Annotated in this window: 14 protein-coding genes; 7 read left to right on the top strand and 7 right to left on the bottom strand. The window is 62.1% G+C overall.

Translation table 11 applies throughout. The features are described from left to right. Positions 1 to 163 precede the first annotated feature (163 nt). Complete coding sequence (locus tag OQE56_RS04665) at positions 164 to 4,126, top strand: ATP-binding protein (RefSeq protein WP_267222074.1); 3,963 nt, start codon at positions 164 to 166, stop codon at positions 4,124 to 4,126. 92 nt (positions 4,127 to 4,218) lie between these two features. On the opposite strand, the gene OQE56_RS04670 is transcribed toward OQE56_RS04665, so the two are convergent. Further along, positions 4,219 to 4,863: a DUF4124 domain-containing protein gene (locus OQE56_RS04670; protein WP_267222075.1), complete on the bottom strand. Its 645-nt coding sequence runs from the start codon at positions 4,861 to 4,863 to the stop codon at positions 4,219 to 4,221. A gap of 29 nt (positions 4,864 to 4,892) precedes the next feature. Further along, positions 4,893 to 5,837: a DegV family protein gene (locus OQE56_RS04675; protein ID WP_267222077.1), complete on the bottom strand. Its 945-nt coding sequence runs from the start codon at positions 5,835 to 5,837 to the stop codon at positions 4,893 to 4,895. 416 nt (positions 5,838 to 6,253) lie between these two features. Here OQE56_RS04675 and OQE56_RS04680 point away from each other — a divergent pair, with 416 nt between their 5' ends. From OQE56_RS04680 to OQE56_RS04690, 3 genes are all read left to right on the top strand, one after another. Beyond that, the gene (locus tag OQE56_RS04680) at positions 6,254 to 7,045 is read left to right on the top strand and encodes an AMP nucleosidase (RefSeq protein ID WP_267222078.1); all 792 of its coding nucleotides are present in this window, start codon (positions 6,254 to 6,256) and stop codon (positions 7,043 to 7,045) included. Between the two features lie 346 nt (positions 7,046 to 7,391). Further along, positions 7,392 to 10,352, top strand: a complete 2,961-nt coding sequence (locus OQE56_RS04685; protein ID WP_267222080.1) for a TonB-dependent receptor domain-containing protein — start codon at positions 7,392 to 7,394, stop codon at positions 10,350 to 10,352. 64 nt (positions 10,353 to 10,416) lie between these two features. Beyond that, the gene (locus OQE56_RS04690; protein WP_267223359.1) at positions 10,417 to 12,243 is read left to right on the top strand and encodes a tetratricopeptide repeat-containing sulfotransferase family protein; all 1,827 of its coding nucleotides are present in this window, start codon (positions 10,417 to 10,419) and stop codon (positions 12,241 to 12,243) included. Between the two features lie 37 nt (positions 12,244 to 12,280). On the opposite strand, the gene OQE56_RS04695 is transcribed toward OQE56_RS04690, so the two are convergent. Together OQE56_RS04695 and OQE56_RS04700 are read right to left on the bottom strand one after the other, a co-directional pair. Next, positions 12,281 to 13,900, bottom strand: a complete 1,620-nt coding sequence (locus OQE56_RS04695; RefSeq protein WP_267222082.1) for a tetratricopeptide repeat-containing sulfotransferase family protein — start codon at positions 13,898 to 13,900, stop codon at positions 12,281 to 12,283. A 29-nt stretch (positions 13,901 to 13,929) separates the two neighbouring features. Then, complete coding sequence (locus OQE56_RS04700; protein WP_267222084.1) at positions 13,930 to 15,504, bottom strand: tetratricopeptide repeat-containing sulfotransferase family protein; 1,575 nt, start codon at positions 15,502 to 15,504, stop codon at positions 13,930 to 13,932. A 157-nt stretch (positions 15,505 to 15,661) separates the two neighbouring features. On the opposite strand from OQE56_RS04700, the gene OQE56_RS04705 reads away from it, so the two are divergent. Beyond that, positions 15,662 to 16,984 carry an aspartyl/asparaginyl beta-hydroxylase domain-containing protein gene (locus OQE56_RS04705; protein ID WP_267222086.1) on the top strand — a complete coding sequence of 441 codons (1,323 nt, stop codon included), beginning with the start codon at positions 15,662 to 15,664 and terminating at the stop codon, positions 16,982 to 16,984. A 79-nt stretch (positions 16,985 to 17,063) separates the two neighbouring features. Beyond that, complete coding sequence (locus OQE56_RS04710) at positions 17,064 to 18,026, top strand: quinone oxidoreductase family protein (RefSeq protein ID WP_267222088.1); 963 nt, start codon at positions 17,064 to 17,066, stop codon at positions 18,024 to 18,026. 17 nt (positions 18,027 to 18,043) lie between these two features. On the opposite strand, the gene OQE56_RS04715 is transcribed toward OQE56_RS04710, so the two are convergent. From OQE56_RS04715 to OQE56_RS04725, 3 genes are read right to left on the bottom strand one after another with little or no spacing between them, the layout of a single operon-like run. Beyond that, the gene (locus OQE56_RS04715) at positions 18,044 to 18,952 is read right to left on the bottom strand and encodes an ion channel (protein ID WP_267222089.1); all 909 of its coding nucleotides are present in this window, start codon (positions 18,950 to 18,952) and stop codon (positions 18,044 to 18,046) included. 56 nt (positions 18,953 to 19,008) lie between these two features. After that, complete coding sequence (locus tag OQE56_RS04720) at positions 19,009 to 19,515, bottom strand: YgjP-like metallopeptidase domain-containing protein (RefSeq protein WP_267222091.1); 507 nt, start codon at positions 19,513 to 19,515, stop codon at positions 19,009 to 19,011. Beyond that, the gene (locus OQE56_RS04725; RefSeq protein WP_267222092.1) at positions 19,512 to 19,784 is read right to left on the bottom strand and encodes a hypothetical protein; all 273 of its coding nucleotides are present in this window, start codon (positions 19,782 to 19,784) and stop codon (positions 19,512 to 19,514) included. Before OQE56_RS04725 ends, OQE56_RS04720 begins: the two co-directional genes overlap by 4 nt. A 53-nt stretch (positions 19,785 to 19,837) precedes the next feature. Here OQE56_RS04725 and OQE56_RS04730 point away from each other — a divergent pair, with 53 nt between their 5' ends. Next, entirely contained in the window at positions 19,838 to 20,296 is a 459-nt protein-coding gene (locus tag OQE56_RS04730; RefSeq protein ID WP_267222094.1) for a PIN domain-containing protein, read from the top strand. The last annotated feature ends 26 nt before the right edge of the window (positions 20,297 to 20,322 follow it).

Consider the following 20,322-nt stretch of genomic DNA (forward strand, 5'->3'; position numbering starts at 1 on the left):
GCAGGTTGGCGAGAACTATGCGTCGTTGAACCGCGAACGGTGACCGGCTGCTCATTCGCGACGGGTTAGGGAAGCTCCCCGTGGAATCTCAGAGGATTCTTATAGAACGGGTAGGCGGCGGTTTCTAGATTCTCCATTTTGGATCGCGGTTCTGGGGCTCCCTATGAATGATCACGCCACCAGCTGGGATGCTTATGCTGGAAAGTCCGGTCATACGTCTTTGCGTGTGGGGTTGGTGAGGCGGATCCTGGTGTTCTGTGTTGCCGTGCTCCTGGCCGTTATGCCGTTGGCAGGTGTGGCGCAGGCCGCAGGCGGGTCCAGCGTTGCGCTGACTCAAACGGAGCAGGACTGGGTCGTCGCGCATCCGGTCGTCGAAGTCGGGATCTATACCGGCGACCATCTCCCGGCAGAAAGTTGGGTCGCTGGTGTGCCTCAGGGCCTGGGCGTGGATTACACCAAGTTGCTGCTGGGCCGCCTGGGTTTGAGGCCGCAGTTCCGCCCGTTCTCCGACTGGCAGGATGTCGCCTATGGCGATGGAAGCACATCGGGTCCGTTTGACCTCCTGGTTGCGCAGCGAACGGGTGCCAACAACCGATTCATCTATTTGCGCCCCTACACCGCCGCGGAATTTGTACTGGTAGCCCGCAAAGGTGATCAGGTCATACGTGATGAGAATGACCTGACCCGCGCACGCATTGCCATCGAGCGCGGGTTCACGCCGTTTATTGCGAGGTATAAAGCGCGGTTTCCCGGCGCCACCTTTGTCTATGGCGACAATGGGCAGCAGGCCTTGGATATGGTGGCCTCAGGTATTGCGGATGCCTACATTGGTGGAGCGGCTCGCACCCGCTGGCTCTTGTCTGAGCGCGAACATAATGATCTGAGTCTGCTCTCCCCCATTGCCGGCATCGAACCTATCCCGGTTTCGCTTGCCGTGCCTAAAGACAAGGCGATGCTTGCGGAGTTACTGCACAAGGCCGAGATGACCGTCGTACCGGATGAACTGGCGGTTCTGCGCTCTCGTTGGTGGATCCCTGCCAAAGACGGAGCGCCAGTGCCGGACATTCGCGCACTTACGGAAAGCGATAAACGCTGGCTTTCTAGCCTGGGGCCGCTTCGACTGGGTTTCGAAACCGACCGGTTCCCCTATAGCTTCATAGACAAGGATAGGAAGCTGGACGGCCTTGCGGCCGACTATGTTGCGTTGCTCAAGAAGGAGCTTGGCCTGCGGATTGAGCTTGTTCCCGCGCGCGACTGGGATGAACTGCAACGCCGCGTGCGGGCCAAGGAAGTCGATCTTGTCGCCGCCGTCATGCCGACCGATTTCAATACGGCGGACATGGTTTTCAGTCGGCCCTACGAACATTTTCCTGAAGTGATCGTTGCCAGGACCAACGGGCCCATCATTGCGGGGCAGGGAGATCTGGCTGGCAAGAAAGTGGCCATGCGCGATGAGGCCGGTCTCAAGAACAGCCTCAAGTTGCTGCTTCCCAGGAGTGAGCTCGTGCCCGTCACGAGCAATGAGGCAGGACTGGATAAGCTGGAGTCCGGCGAAGTGGCGGCCTATGTAGGCACGCTTCCCGCTATCGACGCGCTTATTCGCGACCGTCATGCGGGTAGTCTGCGTGTCATTGCATCCGTGGGCGTGGATCAGGACATTGCTTTTGGGGTGATCCCCGATCATGCACGACTCGCCGCATTGATCGACAAAGTGCTGGTCAACGTCAAGGACAGCGATCGGCAGGCCATTCGCAGCCGTTGGCTGCGCGTTGAGTATCAATATGGCGCGCCGTGGCGATGGGTGTTCGGCGGGTTGGCGATCGGCGCGCTAGTGGTCGCTGCCATCGGCCTTGCCTACAGGCGGTTGCGTAATGCGGAATCGCGTGCACGTGCGTCCGAACGCCGGCTCATCGATATCAACGATAGCTTGCCAGGGGTCATTCTCACGTACCGCATTTCGCCCGATGGTTCACGAACTTACGACCATGTCAGCGGGCAGGCGTTCAAGTTGTTTGGTGTCCCTCGCGAAGACATCCTGTCCGGCCACGCGAGCCCCTTTGATAGTGCTGTCGACGAAGACCTGCCAGCGGTCCAGGCGGCCGTCGCCAAATCTATAAACGAGAAGGTTTCGGAGTCGGTCGAGTTCCGCATTGTGGTCGACGGAAAGATCCGATGGATTCGTGCGCTCGGTGGCGAGCCTCGGCCAACACCCGATGGTGGTCTCACCTGGAGCGCCTACTGCAAGGACGCTACCGACGAGAAAGAGCAGGCGCAGGCATTGACCGATGCGAAAGCCGCGGCCGAGGCGGCCGTAAGGGCCAAGAGCGCGTTCCTGGCCATGATGAGCCACGAAATCCGCACGCCGATGGCCGGCGTGCTCGGCCTGATTGAGCTGCTCTCGAAGATGCCGCTCGATGGGGAGCAGGCTCGCATGGTGGGCATGGTGCAGGACTCGGCGGAGTCGTTGCTGCAGATCCTGGACGACATTCTGGATTTCTCGAGGATTGAAGCCGAGCGCCTGAGTCTGGCGCCCGCAGCTTTCGACCTGCGTGCATTGGCCGATGGCGTCATGGGTATTCTGGCAGCGCGTGCCAGGGAGAAGGGCATTCGGCTTCACCTGAGTCTCGATTGGCGGCTGGCCGCGGAGTACATGGGAGATGCCAACCGCATTCGCCAGATCATCAATAACCTGTTGAGCAATGCGTTGAAGTTCACCCAGCAAGGTTACGTGGCCTTGCGTATCGATCGGCTTGGTGAAACCAACGAAGGCCAGAGCCTGAGGATCTCCGTGACCGACACGGGCATTGGCATATCCCAAGAGCAGTTGAGCCGCCTGTTCCAGCCCTTCACTCAGGCAGAAGCTTCTACGACACGCCGTTATGGCGGCACCGGGCTTGGGCTGACCATTTGCCGGCGTCTCGCCCACTTGATGGGCGGCACCGTTCAGTTGAATAGCAAGGTTGGGCTCGGCACCCACGCCAACTTCGAGGTCACCTTGCCCGCGGTACGGGAGCTCATGCCTATCCCGGAAGTGAGTGGCAAGAAAGCATTGGTCTGCTCTCGCGATGCCATGCTCGAAAGGGAGCTGTCCAATGCGGTGTCGGCCATGGGCTTCAACGTTACCGAGGTGGATGTCGAAGATCTCGCGGAGTTGTCAGGAAGCGATGGCGACATTTACCTGATCGACGCCGACCTTTCGGTACCGGAACTGGTTTCGGCGCAGGTGGCTGCCGTACGCGTGGTGTCTTCGGGTGATCATCAGGGCATGTACGTCGATGATGGAAACGTCCTGCTATGCGGCAACCCACTCCTTTGGCGCTCCGCGGTGGATGCTTGCTGCACGGCGCTGGGTGTCCGGGCGGAGGCGAAGAAAGCCGTCACGGCTCCGAAAGCCCCGGTCATGGGAGCGCGCATTCTCGTGGCGGAGGATCACCCGATAAACCAGGCCGTGATCGAACGGCAGCTCGATCGCCTCGGCTTTGCGCACACCATCGTGGATAACGGCCAGAAGGCCTGGGACGCCCTGACTTCTTCGCACTACGACCTGCTGGTCACGGATTGCCATATGCCTGTGCTCGACGGGTACGCGCTGGCACAGCGCATCAGGGCGTCGGAAGCGCATGGCGGCGATGGCATGCGCCACCTGCCCATCGTCGGCATTTCAGCCAGCGCGATGCCGGAGCATGTACATCAGTGTATCGATGCGGGCATGGACGACTTTCTTGCCAAGCCCATGCAACTGGATGACCTCAAGGCCAAGATCGACGCACTGCTTGGCGGCGATCACACGGAGCAGCAAGCCAGTCAACAGAACGGGACTGATCACGAGCTGCTTGCCTTTCTCACGGACGTGTTCGGAACCAGAGAGAAAGTACGTGACATGCTGACGGAGTTGCTCGAGAGCAGCCGTGCGGACGTAAAGGCGCTGGACAAAGCATTGCAAGCCGGCGACGTCCAGCAGCAGCGCGAGCTGCTGCATCGTCTGCTGGGATCATTGCGGCTTCTTGGCGGCCTGCCTCTGGATGAGGCGGACTCCAACGCCACGCCCGCACGGCGCCGCGATGTCATCGTCCATCACCTGGATACCGTCGGCGCCCTGGTCGACCGACTCAACGTCGAAGGCTAGCCGTGGCGTAGCCAGGTTGAGGTGTCGTTGATGGCGATGCCTCAAGCACACGATGAAGGATCAGTGTGCGCGCCACGCCGACGGGCTCCGGTTCAGCAGTTCCGCAGCTGCGCGAGCAATTCTTGCTCGCGTTTTTCCAGCGGCGGCTGGTCGCTTTTGAAGGCGCGCCGAAGCTTGGTTGCGTTGTCGTCGTATTCGTCGCGCAGTGCACGGCAGGTTTCGCTGGGCGTGAGCTCGTGGCATTGATCCTGCACCCACACAAAGTAGTTGCCGACCAGTGCCGGTGAAACACGGCCACGGTTGAGTTCCGGTGCCGAGGCTCCGGCGCTGTTGGGTGGTCCGTAAACCTGTGACAGCGGCAGCGAGCCCGCGCCCAGAATCCCGAACGGCACCTGATACGGCGCGGGCTCGCCGTTTTCACTCAGGTAGGTCTTGCCATCCGTGGCGCGGACGCAGGCATACATCACGGGCAAGGGTTCGGCTGGGGTGGCCACCTGGGCAGGGAGGGGCGGTTCGGGCGCCGTCGCGGCGCTGACCGGCGGCGGTGGCGCTGGCGGAGGCGGTTGCATCTCCGGCGCGGAATCGTCGAGCTGAAGCACTTGCTGGCGCTGGTTTCCAGGACACGGCTTGTCCTGGTACGACACCCGGCCGCTGGCGGCTGTGCACTGATAGGCAGTGCCTGCGAGGGCCGGCACGCAGATCAGGCAGAGCAAGGCGAGAATACACAGGCGGATCATGCGAAGCCTCCCGTGAGTGCCAGACTCACTCAGAACTCGGCGACATGCTCCTCGGCAGCAAAGCCCAGGGTTACCGCGCCTTCACCCACATTGACCATGCCGGTGATGCTCATGGGCGCTTCCATCAGTTCGACGCCGCATTCCTGGCAGGCGGAACGCAGGCCATCGTACCCCGGCAGCTTGGACAGCTCGGAGACGTCACCGCCATAGCTTACGCAGACAGCGGGAACCAGCAAGCCGGCGTGCACGCGTTTGGCGACATAGTTGAACAGCGTTTCGGCGCCATGCTCGAAGCCTCGTACCTTGCCGACCGGGCCGGTTTCACCACGATAACCACGCAGCAGCGGCTTGATATCGAGCGCCGAGCCGAGCATGGCACTGACCAGACCGACGCTGCGGTCGCCCTTCTTCTTGGCACGGGCCCGAAGGTAGTAGAGATCGCGCGGCAGCATGTAGCCATACGAGTTGTTGGCGACATAAGTGAGGCGTTCGCGGATGGCCGCCGGCGCTTCGCCGGCCTCGATCAGCCGGGCCGCCTCGACGATGGCGGGGGCCGAGCCGGCGAACAGGCTGCGGGTGTCGATGACGCGCATCAGAAACGGCCCGGTGAGGCCGCACTTCTCGCGCGCCTCCCGGTAGTTCTTCAATACAGCGAAGCTCGCCTTGATGACGTTCTCGTTGATGCCGCTGCGGGTAGCGGTGATGGTGAGGCAGAACACGCAGTCCTCCTCCAGCACCAGCTTCTCCAGAAACAGCTTCTGAACATCTTCAACCGAGCAAGGTATGGTCTCTGCCGAGTGGCTGCGGTTGCCGAGGTTGCGGTCGAGGAAGCGATGCAGCTCGACTGGATTGCGGTTGTCCAGGAAGATCTCATCGTCGATGCGGACGGTGATCGGCATGACTGCGATGTTGTGCTTTTGCAAGAACGCCTGCGACACATCGCAGGACGCATCGATGGCCAGTCCCATCCGCATCGTTTTACTCCCCATTTCAAACTCGCGGCCAACATAACACGCGTGCCCTTGGCTGCCGAGCCTGCCCCCTGGGCCATGCGCCCGGCCCGATCTGCGCCATGGCGTACTTACAGATGCAACCAATGCCGTGGCAAATAGCAGTCCATATATAAGAGATGGCTGGTAACGCCATCGGGTGCCTTGATGAGGTTCGTACACGATGCCGATGTGCTTCCGCTCGAGCCTGCGAGAGGGCAGCGGACGCCGGACCTCTTGGATAGCAAAGCGAAGTGCCTTGAACAAAAAATGCGGAGCGCCCGGGTACCGGCAACGGCCCGCAACCGCTAACATGCGCGCACTGATTTGGCATCTTGCCGGTGTGGCGTCGCCGGTAACGCGCAGCGGAAGCACCGTTGCGCCGACCTCATGGGGTCTCAATGAAGGACAAGCAGGAGATCGTCTCCAACTGGCTGCCGCGCTATACCGGCACGTCGCTGGAGCAGTTCGGCCAGCATATTTTGCTGACCAATTTTGGCCATTACGTCGACCTGTTCGCCGAATGGCATGGCGTGGAAGTGCAGGGGCGCGACAGACCCATGCCTAATGCCACCGCCGACGGCATCACGTTGATCAACTTCGGCATGGGCAGCCCCAACGCGGCTACCGTGATGGATTTGCTCAGTGCCATCGAGCCCAAGGCCGCGCTGTTTCTTGGCAAGTGCGGCGGTCTGAAGAAGAAGAACGCCATCGGCGACCTGGTATTGCCCATCGCGGCCATTCGCGGCGAAGGCACCTCCAACGACTATCTGTTGCCAGAGGTGCCGGCACTGCCGGCGTTCCAGTTGCAGCGCGGCGTTTCCACCATGATCCGCGACCTGGGCTACGACTACTGGACCGGCACGGTGTACACCACCAACCGCCGGGTCTGGGAACATGACGAGCGCTTCAAGGACTATCTGCGCCGGACCCGCTGCATGGCTATAGATATGGAGACGGCGACCATCTTCGCGGCCGGCTTTGCCAACAAGATTCCGTGTGGAGCCCTGCTGCTGGTCTCCGATCAGCCAATGATTCCGGAGGGCGTTAAGACGGAATTAAGTGATAGGAGCGTGACGACGCAATTTGTTGAACGCCACATACGCATTGGTATAGAAGCGCTCAAGCTTGTGCGCCGCAAGGGCCGCAGCGTTAAGCACTTGCGTTTCGAAGACGACGCCCTGTCGGACTGAACTCCCGTCAAATCAGCGGCCTGGCCCGGCCACTCGGCCCCGGGTCAGGCCATTTTCACCACGGCTTCACCGGACTCCAACGAAGGTCACTGCATCGCAGCAAGCACCGGAGGCTGCGGACGCGTTTTCAGGTAACGAGATAATCCGCAAGAAAATGCGATAAAGCCCGGAAAATGTAATTTCTTGCCGTATAGAATTTATTGACTATCTGTAAGTAAAGCGTGATAAATGCGCTGCGCTGTAGGTCCCAGGCCTACCCCTACATCTTTTGTTGGCTAGGGCGCGGGTTTGAAGCGGGGAAAAACTTTCAAACCCAGTCATAAATAAATATCGGGAGGGTGTTCTCATGAAGTTTGGGGAAAATAAACTGTGCACGTCGGTGCGCCTGGCTCTGTCGCTGGGTGTGCTCGCAGCAAGCGCCTACGGCACCACAGCTTTTGCACAGGACGCACAGCAGTCCACTACGCCGCCGCCGGATCAGGCCAAGAGCAAGACGCTCGAAACCGTTACCGTGACCGGCTCGCTGATCCGCCGTGTGGACGTCGAGACGTCCAGCCCGGTTGTTACCATTGACCGCGCCCAGATCCAGGCCACCGGCAAGCAGACGCTCGGCGACCTCGTCCAGCAGCTGCCGGCCATGACCGGCGGTAACGTCAACCCGCAGATCAACAACGGTGGTGGTACGGGTTCGTCGTCCATCAACCTGCGTGGTCTGGGCTCCAAGCGCACGCTGATCCTGGTCGACGGCCAGCGTCTGCTCAGCAAGGACCCGAACGCCATTCCGGTCGATGCCATCGAGCGCATCGAAGTGCTGCCGACCGGTGCGTCGGCCACCTACGGTTCGGACGCCATCGGCGGTGTTGTCAACTTCATCCTGCGTAAGAACTACCAGGGTGCTACGTTCTCCGCCCAGGTCGGCCAGTCCGACCGCAACGACGGTGAGCAGAGCGGCTATACGTTTACCTTCGGCCAGACGTCCGATAAGGGCAACATCATGGCCGGCATCACCTACAACAAGCAGGATGGTGTCGAGTCGGCTAACCGCGACTTCTCCAAGAACGCGCTGACGCTCACCACGAAGGGCGTGAAGATCGGCGGTTCGACCTCGACCGACCACACCTTCCTGTTGCTGCCGACTGGCGTTACGGGCTTCCCGAACGGCAATTGCGGCACCGGTTCGTTCGCTGGTTACGTGGCGCTCAATGCGGGCGGTGACAGCACGAAGCTGACCCCGGCCAACTACCACTGCTTCCAGCAGTCGGACAAGTACAACTACGCCGCGGTCAACCTGATCATGACCCCGCAGGAGCGTACGGGTGCCTTCATCTTCGGTGATTACCATCTCACCGACCATGTCACCGCGTACATGGATGCCATCTATGAAAAGACCTCGGCCAACTTCCAGTTGGCACCGGCGGTCTATGGCACCGACTCGACGGGTGCGTCGATCAATGGCGCCAACGCGTTCAACCCGACCCACCAGACGCTCACCTCGAGCAACTCCTCGTTCCGTACCCGCCTGACCACGGCTGGTTTCCGCCAGGCCTTCACCGGCCGCACGGACACCCAGTTGAACACCGGCTTCAAGGGTGACTTCACGGTTTGGGAAAAGAACTGGAACTGGGACGTCGGCCTGAACTACGGCCACGAGAGCATCAACACCACGACCGCTGGTCTGGTCAATCAGACGCTCCTGTACACCGGTCCGTCCACCCTGAATGCTGACGGCACGGCGACGTGTCCGGGCGGCGTCAGCGCGGTTGCCTGTCAGTTCAACCCGTTCAACATCAACGCCCCGGCTAACAAGGATGCCTTGCACGCCGCGCTGGTTACTGCTTCGAGCAATCAGTACCTGATCGAGAAGACCTGGCACGCTGGTCTGAGCGGCGAACTGTTCAGCCTGCCGGCCGGTGCCGTGCAGCTGGCCGTGGGTTACGAGTGGCGCAAGGAGTACAACCGCTCCATTCCGGACACCTCGCTGATCGTCAATCCGAAGACCGGCTCCTGCGTACTGGGTAGCCAGTGTCTGGCCGGCTTCCAGGGCGGTTACACCAACAAGGACGTGTACGCCGAAGCGTTCATTCCGATTCTCGCTGGCATGACGGGCGTGCAGTCGCTGAACCTGACCATCGGTGACCGCTACTCCGACGTCGGTCCGTTCGGCACCACGAACAACTTCAAGTTCGCGCTCGAGTACAAGCCGATCGACGACCTGTTGCTCCGCGGCACCATGGAAGAAGTGTTCCGTGCGCCGGCGGTGACCGAGTTGCTGGCGTCCGGTTCTGACGCTCCGTACCTCACCAACGATCCGTGCGATGGCTATACCGGTGCACCGGCGGGTTCGTCGCTGGCTCTGGCTTGCCAGGGCGTGCCGACCGATGGCTCGTTCAAGAACACCAACGTGAAGGCGCAGAACCAGGCGACGACCCTGACGCAGGGCGCTTACCTGGCTGGGCTGCCGATCAAGCCGGAGCACGGCAAGTCGTTCGACACGGGTCTGGTGTATAGCCCGTCGTATGTGCCGGGCCTGTCCACCACGTTGGACTTCTGGCACGTCTATCTGGATAACACCATTACCCAGATCGGTCTGCAGACGTTGCTGGATACCTGCGCCGCCGGCCTGGTTGAGAACTGCCAGTTCATCCACCGCGTTCAGAGCGGTCAGACCGCTGGCCAGATCGGCATCAGCACGGTCGAACCCACGGGCAACCTGGGCCGTCTGGACACGAGCGGTATCGACTGGTCGGTCAACTACAAGTTGCCGCAGTTCTCGTTCGGTCAGTTCAACGTGGGCGTCAACTCGACCTACCTGAAGCACTTCAACCAGACGACGGCCCCGGGCCAGCCGGGTAGCGTGACCTATCACAATGCCGGTCACTTCCTGCCGAACGGTTCGCCGCAGGAAGCAGCTTGCCCGGATGCGATCGGTGGCTGCTTGTTCCCGCGCTGGCGTGCACAGGGCTACGTGGACTACCAGTTCGACAACTGGAGTGCTCAGTGGCGCATGCGTTACATCGGCCGCTTCCAGAACGGTGCGCCGGCTGGTTCGCCGGATGCAACGAAGCCGATGGGTGCCAACACCCCGGCCGGTACGGAGCTGAAGTACGGCGCCACCGTCTACAACGACATGTCGGTCGGTTACAACATCGCTCCGATCAACACGCGTGTGGACTTCGGTATCAACAACGTGTTCGACAAGCAGCCGCCGCTGCTCTACGCGAACAATACGTTGAACGCCAATACCGATCCGGCTGACTTCGACCTGATGGGCCGCTACTACTACGCCCGTGTCACGGTCAAGTTCTAAGTTACTGTTTTAAGTTAATCTTGACGGGCCGCGTGATCTTCACGCGGCCCTTTTTTTGCTCATGATGACCAACACACTTTCTACGATTGTCGAGGCCATTCAGGCCGGCCAGGTTCTCCAGGCGGAGCAGCAATGCCGAATGGCTTTGGCTGAAGTCCCTGATGACGAAAATCTGCTGGTGTTGCTCGCCACCTGCTTGCAGCAACAGCAGCGCCTGCCCGAAGCGATGGCGATCCTCGCCGATCTCGCGCGCCTCCATCCCCTTAACAGCGTGCACTGGCTTAACTATGGGGTTGTTCTTGCGTCTGTCGGCGACCTCGGCGAAGCCGAAAAGGCCTATCTGAAAGCCATCCATCTGGACCCGCGCAACCCCATCTCGCGGGTGCGCCAGGGGCTCCTGTTGCTCGAACGCCGCGACTACCTGGCGGCGCGGAATGCACTGCTGGATGCGGTGGCGCTGGACAAATCGTCGGTCTGGGCACGCATACAGGCGGCCAGGGCCTGCTGCGCTTGCCAAGATCTCGGTGGTGCAGACGAGATGCTCAAGCCCTGGCGCAGCTGGTTGCCGCTCAATAACGACGCACTTCAGCTGGATCTGGCTCAGGTACTTGTGCTGAAGGGGGATGTTCCCGAAGCAACCGAGCTATTGGAGGACTTTGCGGTTCGCCAGCCTGGCCATCTCGAGGCCAAAGTGTTGCTGGCCACCGCCTATGAGCGCTCCAACCGGCTGGCCGATGCCCAGACCCTGGCGGAGTCCGTAGTAAACACGGCTGACGTCACCGATGTTCAGCGCAATGAGGTGGACCACCTGCTGGCCACGCTCATGCTGCGCAGGAAAGACCCCAAAGGCGCGCGGGACATCCTGGAACGCTGCGGACCGCAGGGCGACGACGATTACGCGCACTTTTTCGCGCTTGGCACGGTCTGCGACAAGACGGGCGACGCTGAGGCGGCGATGCAGGCGTTCAAGGTCGCGCATCGTCTGGAGGCGGTTGAAAGACATTTCGATTCGCCGGAGTTCTTCACGCCGGATGCGCCGGCACTCCACGTGGCGGCGCCACGCGTATCGGCCGAGCAGTATCACCGCTGGCCTCAACTGATCGCGCCGGATACCAAAGATTCGCCCATCTTCGTGGTGGGTTTTCCGCGATCAGGCACGACGTTGCTGGAGCAGATGCTGGACGCGCATCCGGGTCTGCAGTCGATGGACGAGAATCCGTTCTTCAACACGCTGTCCGATGTACTGCGCAGGCACGATCCACGCATCCTGGAAGACTTGAGCGTGCTACGGCAGTACGACTGCGATGAGCTGCGCAAGCTGTATCACACCATGGTGGGAGAGCGCATTGAGCGCCGGCCGGACACGCGTCTTGTGGATAAGAATCCCTTGAACATGCAGTGGCTGGGGATGATCCATCGCTTGTTCCCGGCAGCGAAGTACATTCTCGCTGTGCGCCATCCCTGCGATGTGATCCTCAGCTGTTACATGCAGAGCTTCCGTGCCAGTTCATTGGCAGCCGCTTGCGGCTCGCTTGAGCGGCTGGCACACGCCTACGTGGAAACCATGCAGAACTGGTTGGCGGAGGTCGAGTATTTCAAGCCGGCGGTGATGGTGTCGCGCTATGAAGACCTGGTGGCAAACTTCCCGCAACAGGTCGCCCGCATCGCGAGCTTCCTGGAGCTTGACGATGCGTCTGCCATGCTGAGCTTCGATCAGCATGCTCGCAACAAGGCCTTCATCGGAACGCCCAGCTATTCGCAGGTCATTGAGCCGGTGAATCGAAAGGGTCTTGGGCGTTGGCAGAACTATCGCCGGCACTTCGAGCCGGTGTTGCCGATTCTGGAACCCATGCTGCAGCACTGGGGTTATGCCACCGAGGTGGCGTCCTAGTCGTCGGACCGAATGGCAGCCTGCGATGCGGGCTGCCTCAGTGTTCCGGGATTTTCAGCAGATCGGGCAGATACGGGGCGTAGTGGTGCCAGCGTCCGGCGGAGCGGGTGTAGACCGGTTGACGCGCCTGCCATGCGCTGGCCGTGCTGATACCGCGATCCGGTTGAGCCTGAGCGTCGCGTGGCGATGACGGCAAACCGAGCCACTCAGCGAGCGTGGCGACGTGCGCGTCAGGTGCGGCCACCAGCGATTCGTAGGGCACGGTAAGGATCGACGCCGGGTAGCGTTCCTGCCAGTGCGCCATCAAGCGCTGGCAGCCCTGAATCACGGCGGCGATATCCTGGAAATCGTAAGCGTAGTCGTGCGCCCGATCGTGGAACGATTGCGACCAAAGCGAGAGCGCGGTGTCGCGCGCATCGCGATGGCAATAGATGATGCGAGCGTTGGGCCACAGCGCCATGATCAGATCGACGTGCAGCAGGTTGAGTGGTTGCTTGTCGATAAACCACTGGGCCTGCGAATCGTCTTGCCTGAGCTGCGCCGCATAGAGGCCGGCCGCTTCTTCAAGCGACGAACGATCGGTGTGGCTGGCCATGGAAAGCCGCTGTGCTATCACCGACAGCCAGCCCAGCTCACCCCGGTTGCAGACTCCCGGATGGCGAGCGAGCAACTCGGCGAGCAGGGTCGTGCCCGAGCGTGGAACGCCGACGATGAACACGGGTGTCCAGCCGGTGGTTGACTGCAGTGATTCGGAATAAGCCGCTGCCGCCAGGCGCGACTCGATCAATCGCTTCCACTGTTTGCGCGACCAGGTGCTTCCGGCATGTGCGCGTGCATTCGCCTCGCGCAGGTAGCTTGCGGCTTTTGCAAAGTCACCGATGTCGTCATAGGCCTTGCCAAGCGCAAACAGCGTCGTTGTGCGCGTCCCGTCGCTGACGTCCTTTCGTCCGATCACGTCCTCGAACAGCGCGAAATCCGGGTGGCCGGCGTCGCGGTAGCGTTGCAGGCCGGACAAACCGATGGGGATATTCCACTCGATCGCCTGCGGCTCGTGGCCGAGCGCATAGGTGTAACGCTCCCGCACCCGATCAAAGTTGCCCAGCTGGATAGCGAGCATGCCCGCGTAGGCATGGATGCGTGGATCGTTGGACCCGGCAGCGATCGCCGCTTCGCAAATGGCAGCGGCGTCGGCGGGACGCAGGTAGTCGTCAAGCAGCTCGACGGCCTGGATCACCGTATCCGCATCCTGTGCACCCTGGGCGAACAGCTGGCACACGGCATCGGCTGCCGCTTGCATGCGGCCCTGTTCGCGCAAGAGGCGAGCGAGCAGGAATGTAGCGGGCGCATGGTCAGGGTGCCGCTGCAACCACGCTTGCAGCACCTTTTCAGCTTGCGCCGTTTGCTGCATCTGCCAGTGCAGACCCGCCAACCCGACATGAAGATCGCCAGAGTCGGGCATGCGGTTGGCGCCTGCGTCAAAGACATCCATCGCAGCCGTAAGGTCACCCCTGAGTACCAGTGAGCGACCGCAGCTCAGCACGTCGTCTTCGCTCGCCTGTGCCAGCGCGTCTACCAGCATCCGCCGGGCGGCCTCGGCGGCGCCATCGGCAGCGCGTTGCGCGTAGGCGGCCAGCAGTTGCTGGACGTCACCGTACATGGACAACGAGCCGTTCGCCGGTTCGCTCATCATTGCCAAAGCGGCAGGCCAAGTGCCTTGCGCAACGGATCGAGCAGGTTGCCGTAGCGGGCCGTGCGCGCCGTGTTGCTCTGCAAGGGTTGGCGCACCTGGGTGGCGCTGGGAGAACGCACGTCGCGCGTGTTTTCGTGGAAATGCAGGCAAGCGTCATCGAACGGCAGCCCGCAGGCATCGAGCAATTCGCGGATCTGCGTTTCCGGCTCGGCGACGAGTGCTTCGTAGCTATGCTCGATCACATGCGATGGGAACCGCGACGACCAATATTTCGCGCTGGCATCGAAATCGCGCCAGAAGCTGGCCAGATCGTTGAACGTGCGCGTATAGCCGTTGCTGGTATCCAGATGCTGGCGATAGCACGAGAAACATGTCTCAAGCGGATCGCGGCGGCACACCACCACGCGCGCGCCAGGCAACATCGCGCGAATGGCGCCGATGTAGATCCAGTTGTTGGGCAGTTTGTCGGTGAACACGGGGCGCTTGCGCCGCCAGTGCGCGGTACGTTCGAGATAGCGCTTGCCCAGGCGTTGCCAGTCGGCCGGCTGCATATCGCCAACCCACTGCGGGAAGGGTTTCCCACGGCGGTGCGACTCCTCGGCCAGCACCTGGGGCATGTCGGGCAACTCGCCAGCACCTTCCACCGAGGGATGCGAGGCAAGAATCTGCTCGACCAGGGTGGAACCGGAGCGCGGCAGGCTGACGATGAAAATCACCTCGTGGCCCAGCTGCCCGTCAGCGCCAGCGGTCGCGTGTTCGAATGCCGCGTTGATGGACGACACGCTGTTGGAAAACATCGCCGCGTCCCAGCCATAAGTGCGCCTGGCGACGGTGTTGGCCTGCTCCAGCCATTGCAGCGATTCGCCATAGCGGCCAGCGTTATCCATCGCCTTGGCCAGCGCAAAGCCAATGGCCACGCGGTCAGGTTCGCTGGCGTCGGCGCGCTGCCAGGCGGCGCGCATGCGCGCGATGTCGTCGTCGGTAAAGTTCTGCGTTCTGAGATCGGCCAGCCCCCACCATGCAAGGCCCGCCGTCGGGTAGCTGGCCAGCAGGCGGCGGTATTCCGCGGCGGCTTCATCGACCTTGCCGCGCGTGCGCAGCAGGTCCGCGAGCAAGGCGCGTGCGCCAGCCTGGTCAGGCGCCAGTGAAACGGCGCGCTGAAGGGCCTCTACAGCCTCTTCGTTGCGGACGCATTTGGTGAGCGCTACGCCCAGGTTGTACCAGCCCAGTGCGAGACTGGGCAGCAATTCGCAGGTGCGCCGCAAGGCCGCAATGGCGGCCTCGTACTCGCCTGCGGACCCCAGCAGCGAGCCCATGGTGTTGTGGTAGGCGGCATCCTGCGGCCGCTGCGCCAAGGCGCGCTGCATGACCCGGATGGCGTCGGGGTGCTCGCCGCGCAGGCTGTAGATGCCCGCCTTCATGCGCAGGACTTCGGGGTGATCCGGGTAAGCGGTCAGGACACCGGCCAATTGCCGGTCCGCTTCGTCCACCCGCCCCGCGTCGAGGGCCTGGCCGGCCATCATCACCTGTTGGGTGGCAGCGGGGCTCAGCCCCTGCAATCTCTGGTTCATTGATATCCCTGATCCGGCGCCTCTTGGCAGCGCACGGTTTTGCGAATGCCCGAAACTGCCCGCGGCTGCTCGAAACGGCACTATTATGCCCAGACGCGCCGCGGCAAAGCCCGCGGCATTCCCGGGGAGGGTAACGTTTTATGAGGGCGGGGATCGAATGACAAGTGGTATGGATGCGGGCGCCGTGGCCTTGCGCGAGCTGGCCGTCAACGGGCTGCGGAACGGCGATGTGATGCAGGCCGAACAGTATTTCGCCCGCTTGTTGCAAGTGGACCCCAACCATCTCGAGGCGCTGCAGTTTTTAGCCAGCCGCCATCTGGTGCGAGGCGATGCGGTACGCGCCCTGGCCATGCTCATTACGGCGAGTCAGCTGGAGCCTCACAATCCAGGCATCCTGCATCAGTTGGGCACGGTGCAGATGGCGGTGGGCGACTTGCCGGGTGCGGTGGATAGCCTTCGCCGGTGCGTGGCGATGGAGCACGGCATGTTCGTGGCCCGTCTGCGCCTGGGCATGGCCCTCGAACAACTGGGTGACATGCAGGGTGCCGTGCTTGCCTATTTCGGAGCGGTCAACACCGCCCAGGCGCACGGGCGCTGGATGAGTGATGACACCACGGCGCCTGGACTTCAGGACGCGGTAAAGCATGCGATCAGCGTCATCGAAGCGGGACGTCGGCAAACGTTCGATGCGGTACTGGAGCCCTTGCGCCAGCGTTATGGCCGCTCCGAACTCGCACGCGTGGAGCAGTGCCTGGCGATGTACCTGGATGAGCAGCCGGCCAGTCTGCCCGATCCGCGGCAGCGGCCCAAGTTCCTTTATTTCCCGGGTATCCCCAGCCAGCCTTATTACCCGACGAGTCGTTTCCCGTGGCAGGCCGACCTTGAAGCGGCCACGGATGTGATTCGCGAGGAACTGCTGGCGGTACTGGCAGAGAACCAGCCGTTGCTGCCGTTCCTCGGCGATCAGTCGGCAGAGGAACTAAAGGGGCACCTGCGTTCCTCCGGTCAACAGCCCGCGGCATGGGACGGGTACTTCTTCTATCGCCATGGCGAGCGCTTCGACGAGAATTGCGCGCGTTGCCCGCGCACCTCGGCTTTGCTCGATACGATTCCGCTGGTGCGCATTCGCGACCACGCGCCGGAAACCTTGTTCTCCGTGCTGCGTCCAGGCACGCACATCCTGCCGCATCGTGGCGTGACCAATACGCGGCTGGTGACGCATCTGCCTCTGATCGTGCCGAAGGACTGCGCCATCAACGTCGGCGGCGAAATCCACGAATGGCAGGAAGGGCGTTGCGTGACGTTCGATGACACCTTCGAGCATGAAGCGTGGAATCGCAGCGATACCACGCGCGTGGTGATGATCCTCGACAGCTGGAACCCCGACCTCACCGAGGCGGAACGCGCGGCTGTTACCGATCTGGTCGAGGCGATTGGCGACTTCAATCGCGCCAGCGAGGTTCCGGTACCGGGCGCTTGATTCGGTCGTGGCCAAGGGGCGGTGATTAGCCGTCCCCTCCGGTCATGTGTCTGGTCATCCAGGTTCTAAGGACAAACCCATGCATGCGTTGACTTTCGATCGCTTTGGATCCGCCGACGTGCTGCGTTGGACCGAACAACCGGACCCGGTGCCCGGACCGGGCCAGGTGCTGGTGCGCATGAAGAGCGTCGGTCTGAATTTCGCCGACGTCTACCGCCGCAATGGCAACTACCATCTCAGCGGCTCGGCGCCCTGGGTGCTGGGTTATGAAGGGGCTGGCGTTGTCGAGCGTGCCATCGCAGGCGACAGCGTGTTCCCGGCCGGCACGCGGGTGGGCTTTGCGGATATGCCGCACGCAAACGCCGAACTGGTGGCAGTGGATCGGGATCGACTGATTCCGCTGCCCGATGACATCAATGTCGACACGGCTGCCGCCGTGTTGCTGCAGGGTCTCACGGCTCAGTATCTGGTGACCGACAGTTTCGTGGCGCGAGCCGGTGATGTTGCCGTCGTACATGCGGCAGCCGGTGGCGTTGGCTTGCTGTTGGTGCAGATGCTCAAGGCGCTCGGCGCCGTGGTATTGGGGATCGCATCGAGCGAGGCCAAGCGCGACGCAGTGATCACCGCCGGGGCGGATGTCGCGGTGGGTTACGACGACTGGGTGCAGGCGACCCGTGCCCTGACCGGTGGCCACGGTGCCCATGTGGTGTACGACTCGGTGGGGCGCACGCTGCCTGACAGTCTGGCTGCTGCGCGTATTGGCGGTACGGTGGTGTTCTATGGCATGGCGGCGGGCGATCCGGATTTTGTCGATCCGCGTCTGCTGATGGATCGTTCGCTCACCCTTACCGGTGGCGATCTGTGGAACGTGCTTACTGGCCCAGACGTGCGGCGTGAGCGCGCGGCGGCCTTGTTTGAACAGATTCGCCAGGGCGACGTAAAGCCTCACATCGCGAAGCGCTTCCCGCTACGCGATGGCGCACAAGCACACGCCTATCTGGAAAGCCGTGCTGCCATCGGCAAGGTGTTGTTGACCTTGTAACAGCGTTTCATGGTGCGTCAGGACTCGCTGTCGTCGGTCTCGTCGACGGGCAACACGTGATGGAACACGCCATAGTCGATGTGGCTGACGCCGAACTCGTCGTCAAACACCAGATCGACGTAGCGATGGTTCCAGCGCCATTCGCGGTGACTCCACTGATTCCTGGCCAGCATGGGTTGCGACGTGGTTTCGTCGATACCTTCGATGGAAAGCATCAGCGTGGCTTCTGCTTCCTGCAAGGCGGCCATATCCAGCCCGAACAGCGGACTGCTTTCGTCGACGATGTGCATCACGCTCCAGCTGAGCGTAAAGACCGGGTGCCGGTCACGCATCAGCTTCAGATCATGAATGCGCCGAATGTGGAATCCTTCGGGGGATGTCTCACGCATCAGCAGGTGCAGCTTGGCCGACGCTTCGGCGATCACGTTCTGCCGCGCGTTGGCCGCGCGCACCATCAGTGTGGGTTGGCCGTGAATGCGGCGGATCACGGGATGATTCGCAAAGATGATCTTGGCGCGCGGGCGCGAGAAACGGGCAAACACCAGGCCGGTGACCAAGGCAATGCTCAGCATGCCCATGAAGATTTCCACCGTCGCTACGATGTGCCCATACAGCGTCTGCGGATGCATATCGCCGTAACCCACCGTGGCCAACGTCTCGACGCTGAAGAAAAACGCGCCGCTGAAGTCCGCGGGAAACTGGTTGGCGATAGCACGGTCGCCCAACTGGTAGAGCACCGCGAACAGCATGTTGACGAGCAGGAAGACGGTGGCGGCCAGGCCGAAAAAGGTCGGCCAGCGTATCGTCAAAGCGACGTGGTAGATGTCGTCCCAAAAGCGCCGTGTCAGACCCTGGCTGATGAAAGGGCGGCCGCCGACCTGGACGGTGCGGGGGCGGTTGAACAGCCGATGCAGCCAGTGAGGCATCGCGTGGAACCATGGGCAGGTTGGGGTTCCCGCATTCTATCGCGGCGCCTGTCCGGCTATGCAGTGCGGGCCGCGAGGATATCGCGCCAGGTCAGATAAAGGCGCAGGTCTAGTTCCTGCTGGTGATAGTCCGGCTGCATGTATTCGCACAGCTGGTAGAACGCCTTGTTGTGCTCGGTTTCCTTCAGGTGGGCCAGCTCGTGCACCACGATCATCTGGAGAAACTCGGGCGCCGTGTCGCGGAACAGCGAGGCAATGCGTATTTCTTTGCGTGCCTTCAGGCGGCTGCCATGCACGTGCGAGATCGCCGTGTGGAGACCCAGCGCGCGTCCGATCACATCGAGCTTGCTGTCGTACCAAACGCGGTCGATGCCAGGCGCATTGCGCAGATGTTCCTGCCTGAGCGCATTGGTATAGGCGTACAGGGCCTTGTCGCTCTGGATCTCGTGGCGTCCCGGGTGGCGCCGCTGCAGATAGTCGCCCAGCTCGTCGCGCTCGATCAGCCGACGCACCTTGTCCAGCAGCGGCGGCGGATAGCCGCCGAGGTACTTCAGTGGCGTCATGCGGCGGGCGGTTCGTCGTCGAAGCCGGTATAGCCTTCGGGGAACACCGGCGTACCGTCGCCTTCCAGCGTCATGATGGCGGCCAGGGCCTTGGCGGCGGCCTCTTCGGCCTGCGTCTTGTCACGGAAGCTACGGTTCTCGCACACCGCGTAGTACACGGGATAGCCGCTGCGGCCACGCGGGGTGACCACGATGCAGGCGGCGAAACGCGAGCCCTCAGCGACTGCCGTGGCGTGTGCTGCGTAGTCGTCAAAAAGGCGTTCAGTCATGTCGGTGGTCCGTAAGGCGAGGGTGCTCATTTTACCCGGCTTGCTGTGCCACCATGCGCGCCATGTCAGTAGCTACGCCACGCCTCGTTCTTGATACCAATGTCGCGCTCGATCTGTTCGTGTTTCGCGACCCCGCCTGCGAACGTCTCATGGCCGCACTGCAGGCAGGGCTGGCGCAGGCGGTAGTGGACGAGCCTTGCCGTGCCGAGTGGCTGGCCGTCCTGGATTATCCCGAGCTGGGCCTGGCCGAGGAGGTGCGCCGCGATGCCGGCACCGCTTTCGACCGCTGGGTGTCGCTGTTGCCCGCGGGGCAACTGACACACGGCCGGGACGTGAAACTCCCCCGATGCGCCGACCCTGACGACCAGAAGTTCCTGGAACTGGCGCTCGCATCCGGTGCGCGGTGGTTGCTAAGCAAGGACAAGGCGGTGCTGCAGCTTGCGCGCCGTACGGCTCGGGAGGGCTGGTTTGTCATCCTGTGTCCTTCGGCATGGGAACCTCCGGCCACGTGAGCGTACGATTCACGGGAGGTTGATCG

The organism is Dyella silvae (assembly GCF_026421305.1).
GTDB lineage: Bacteria > Pseudomonadota > Gammaproteobacteria > Xanthomonadales > Rhodanobacteraceae > Dyella > Dyella silvae.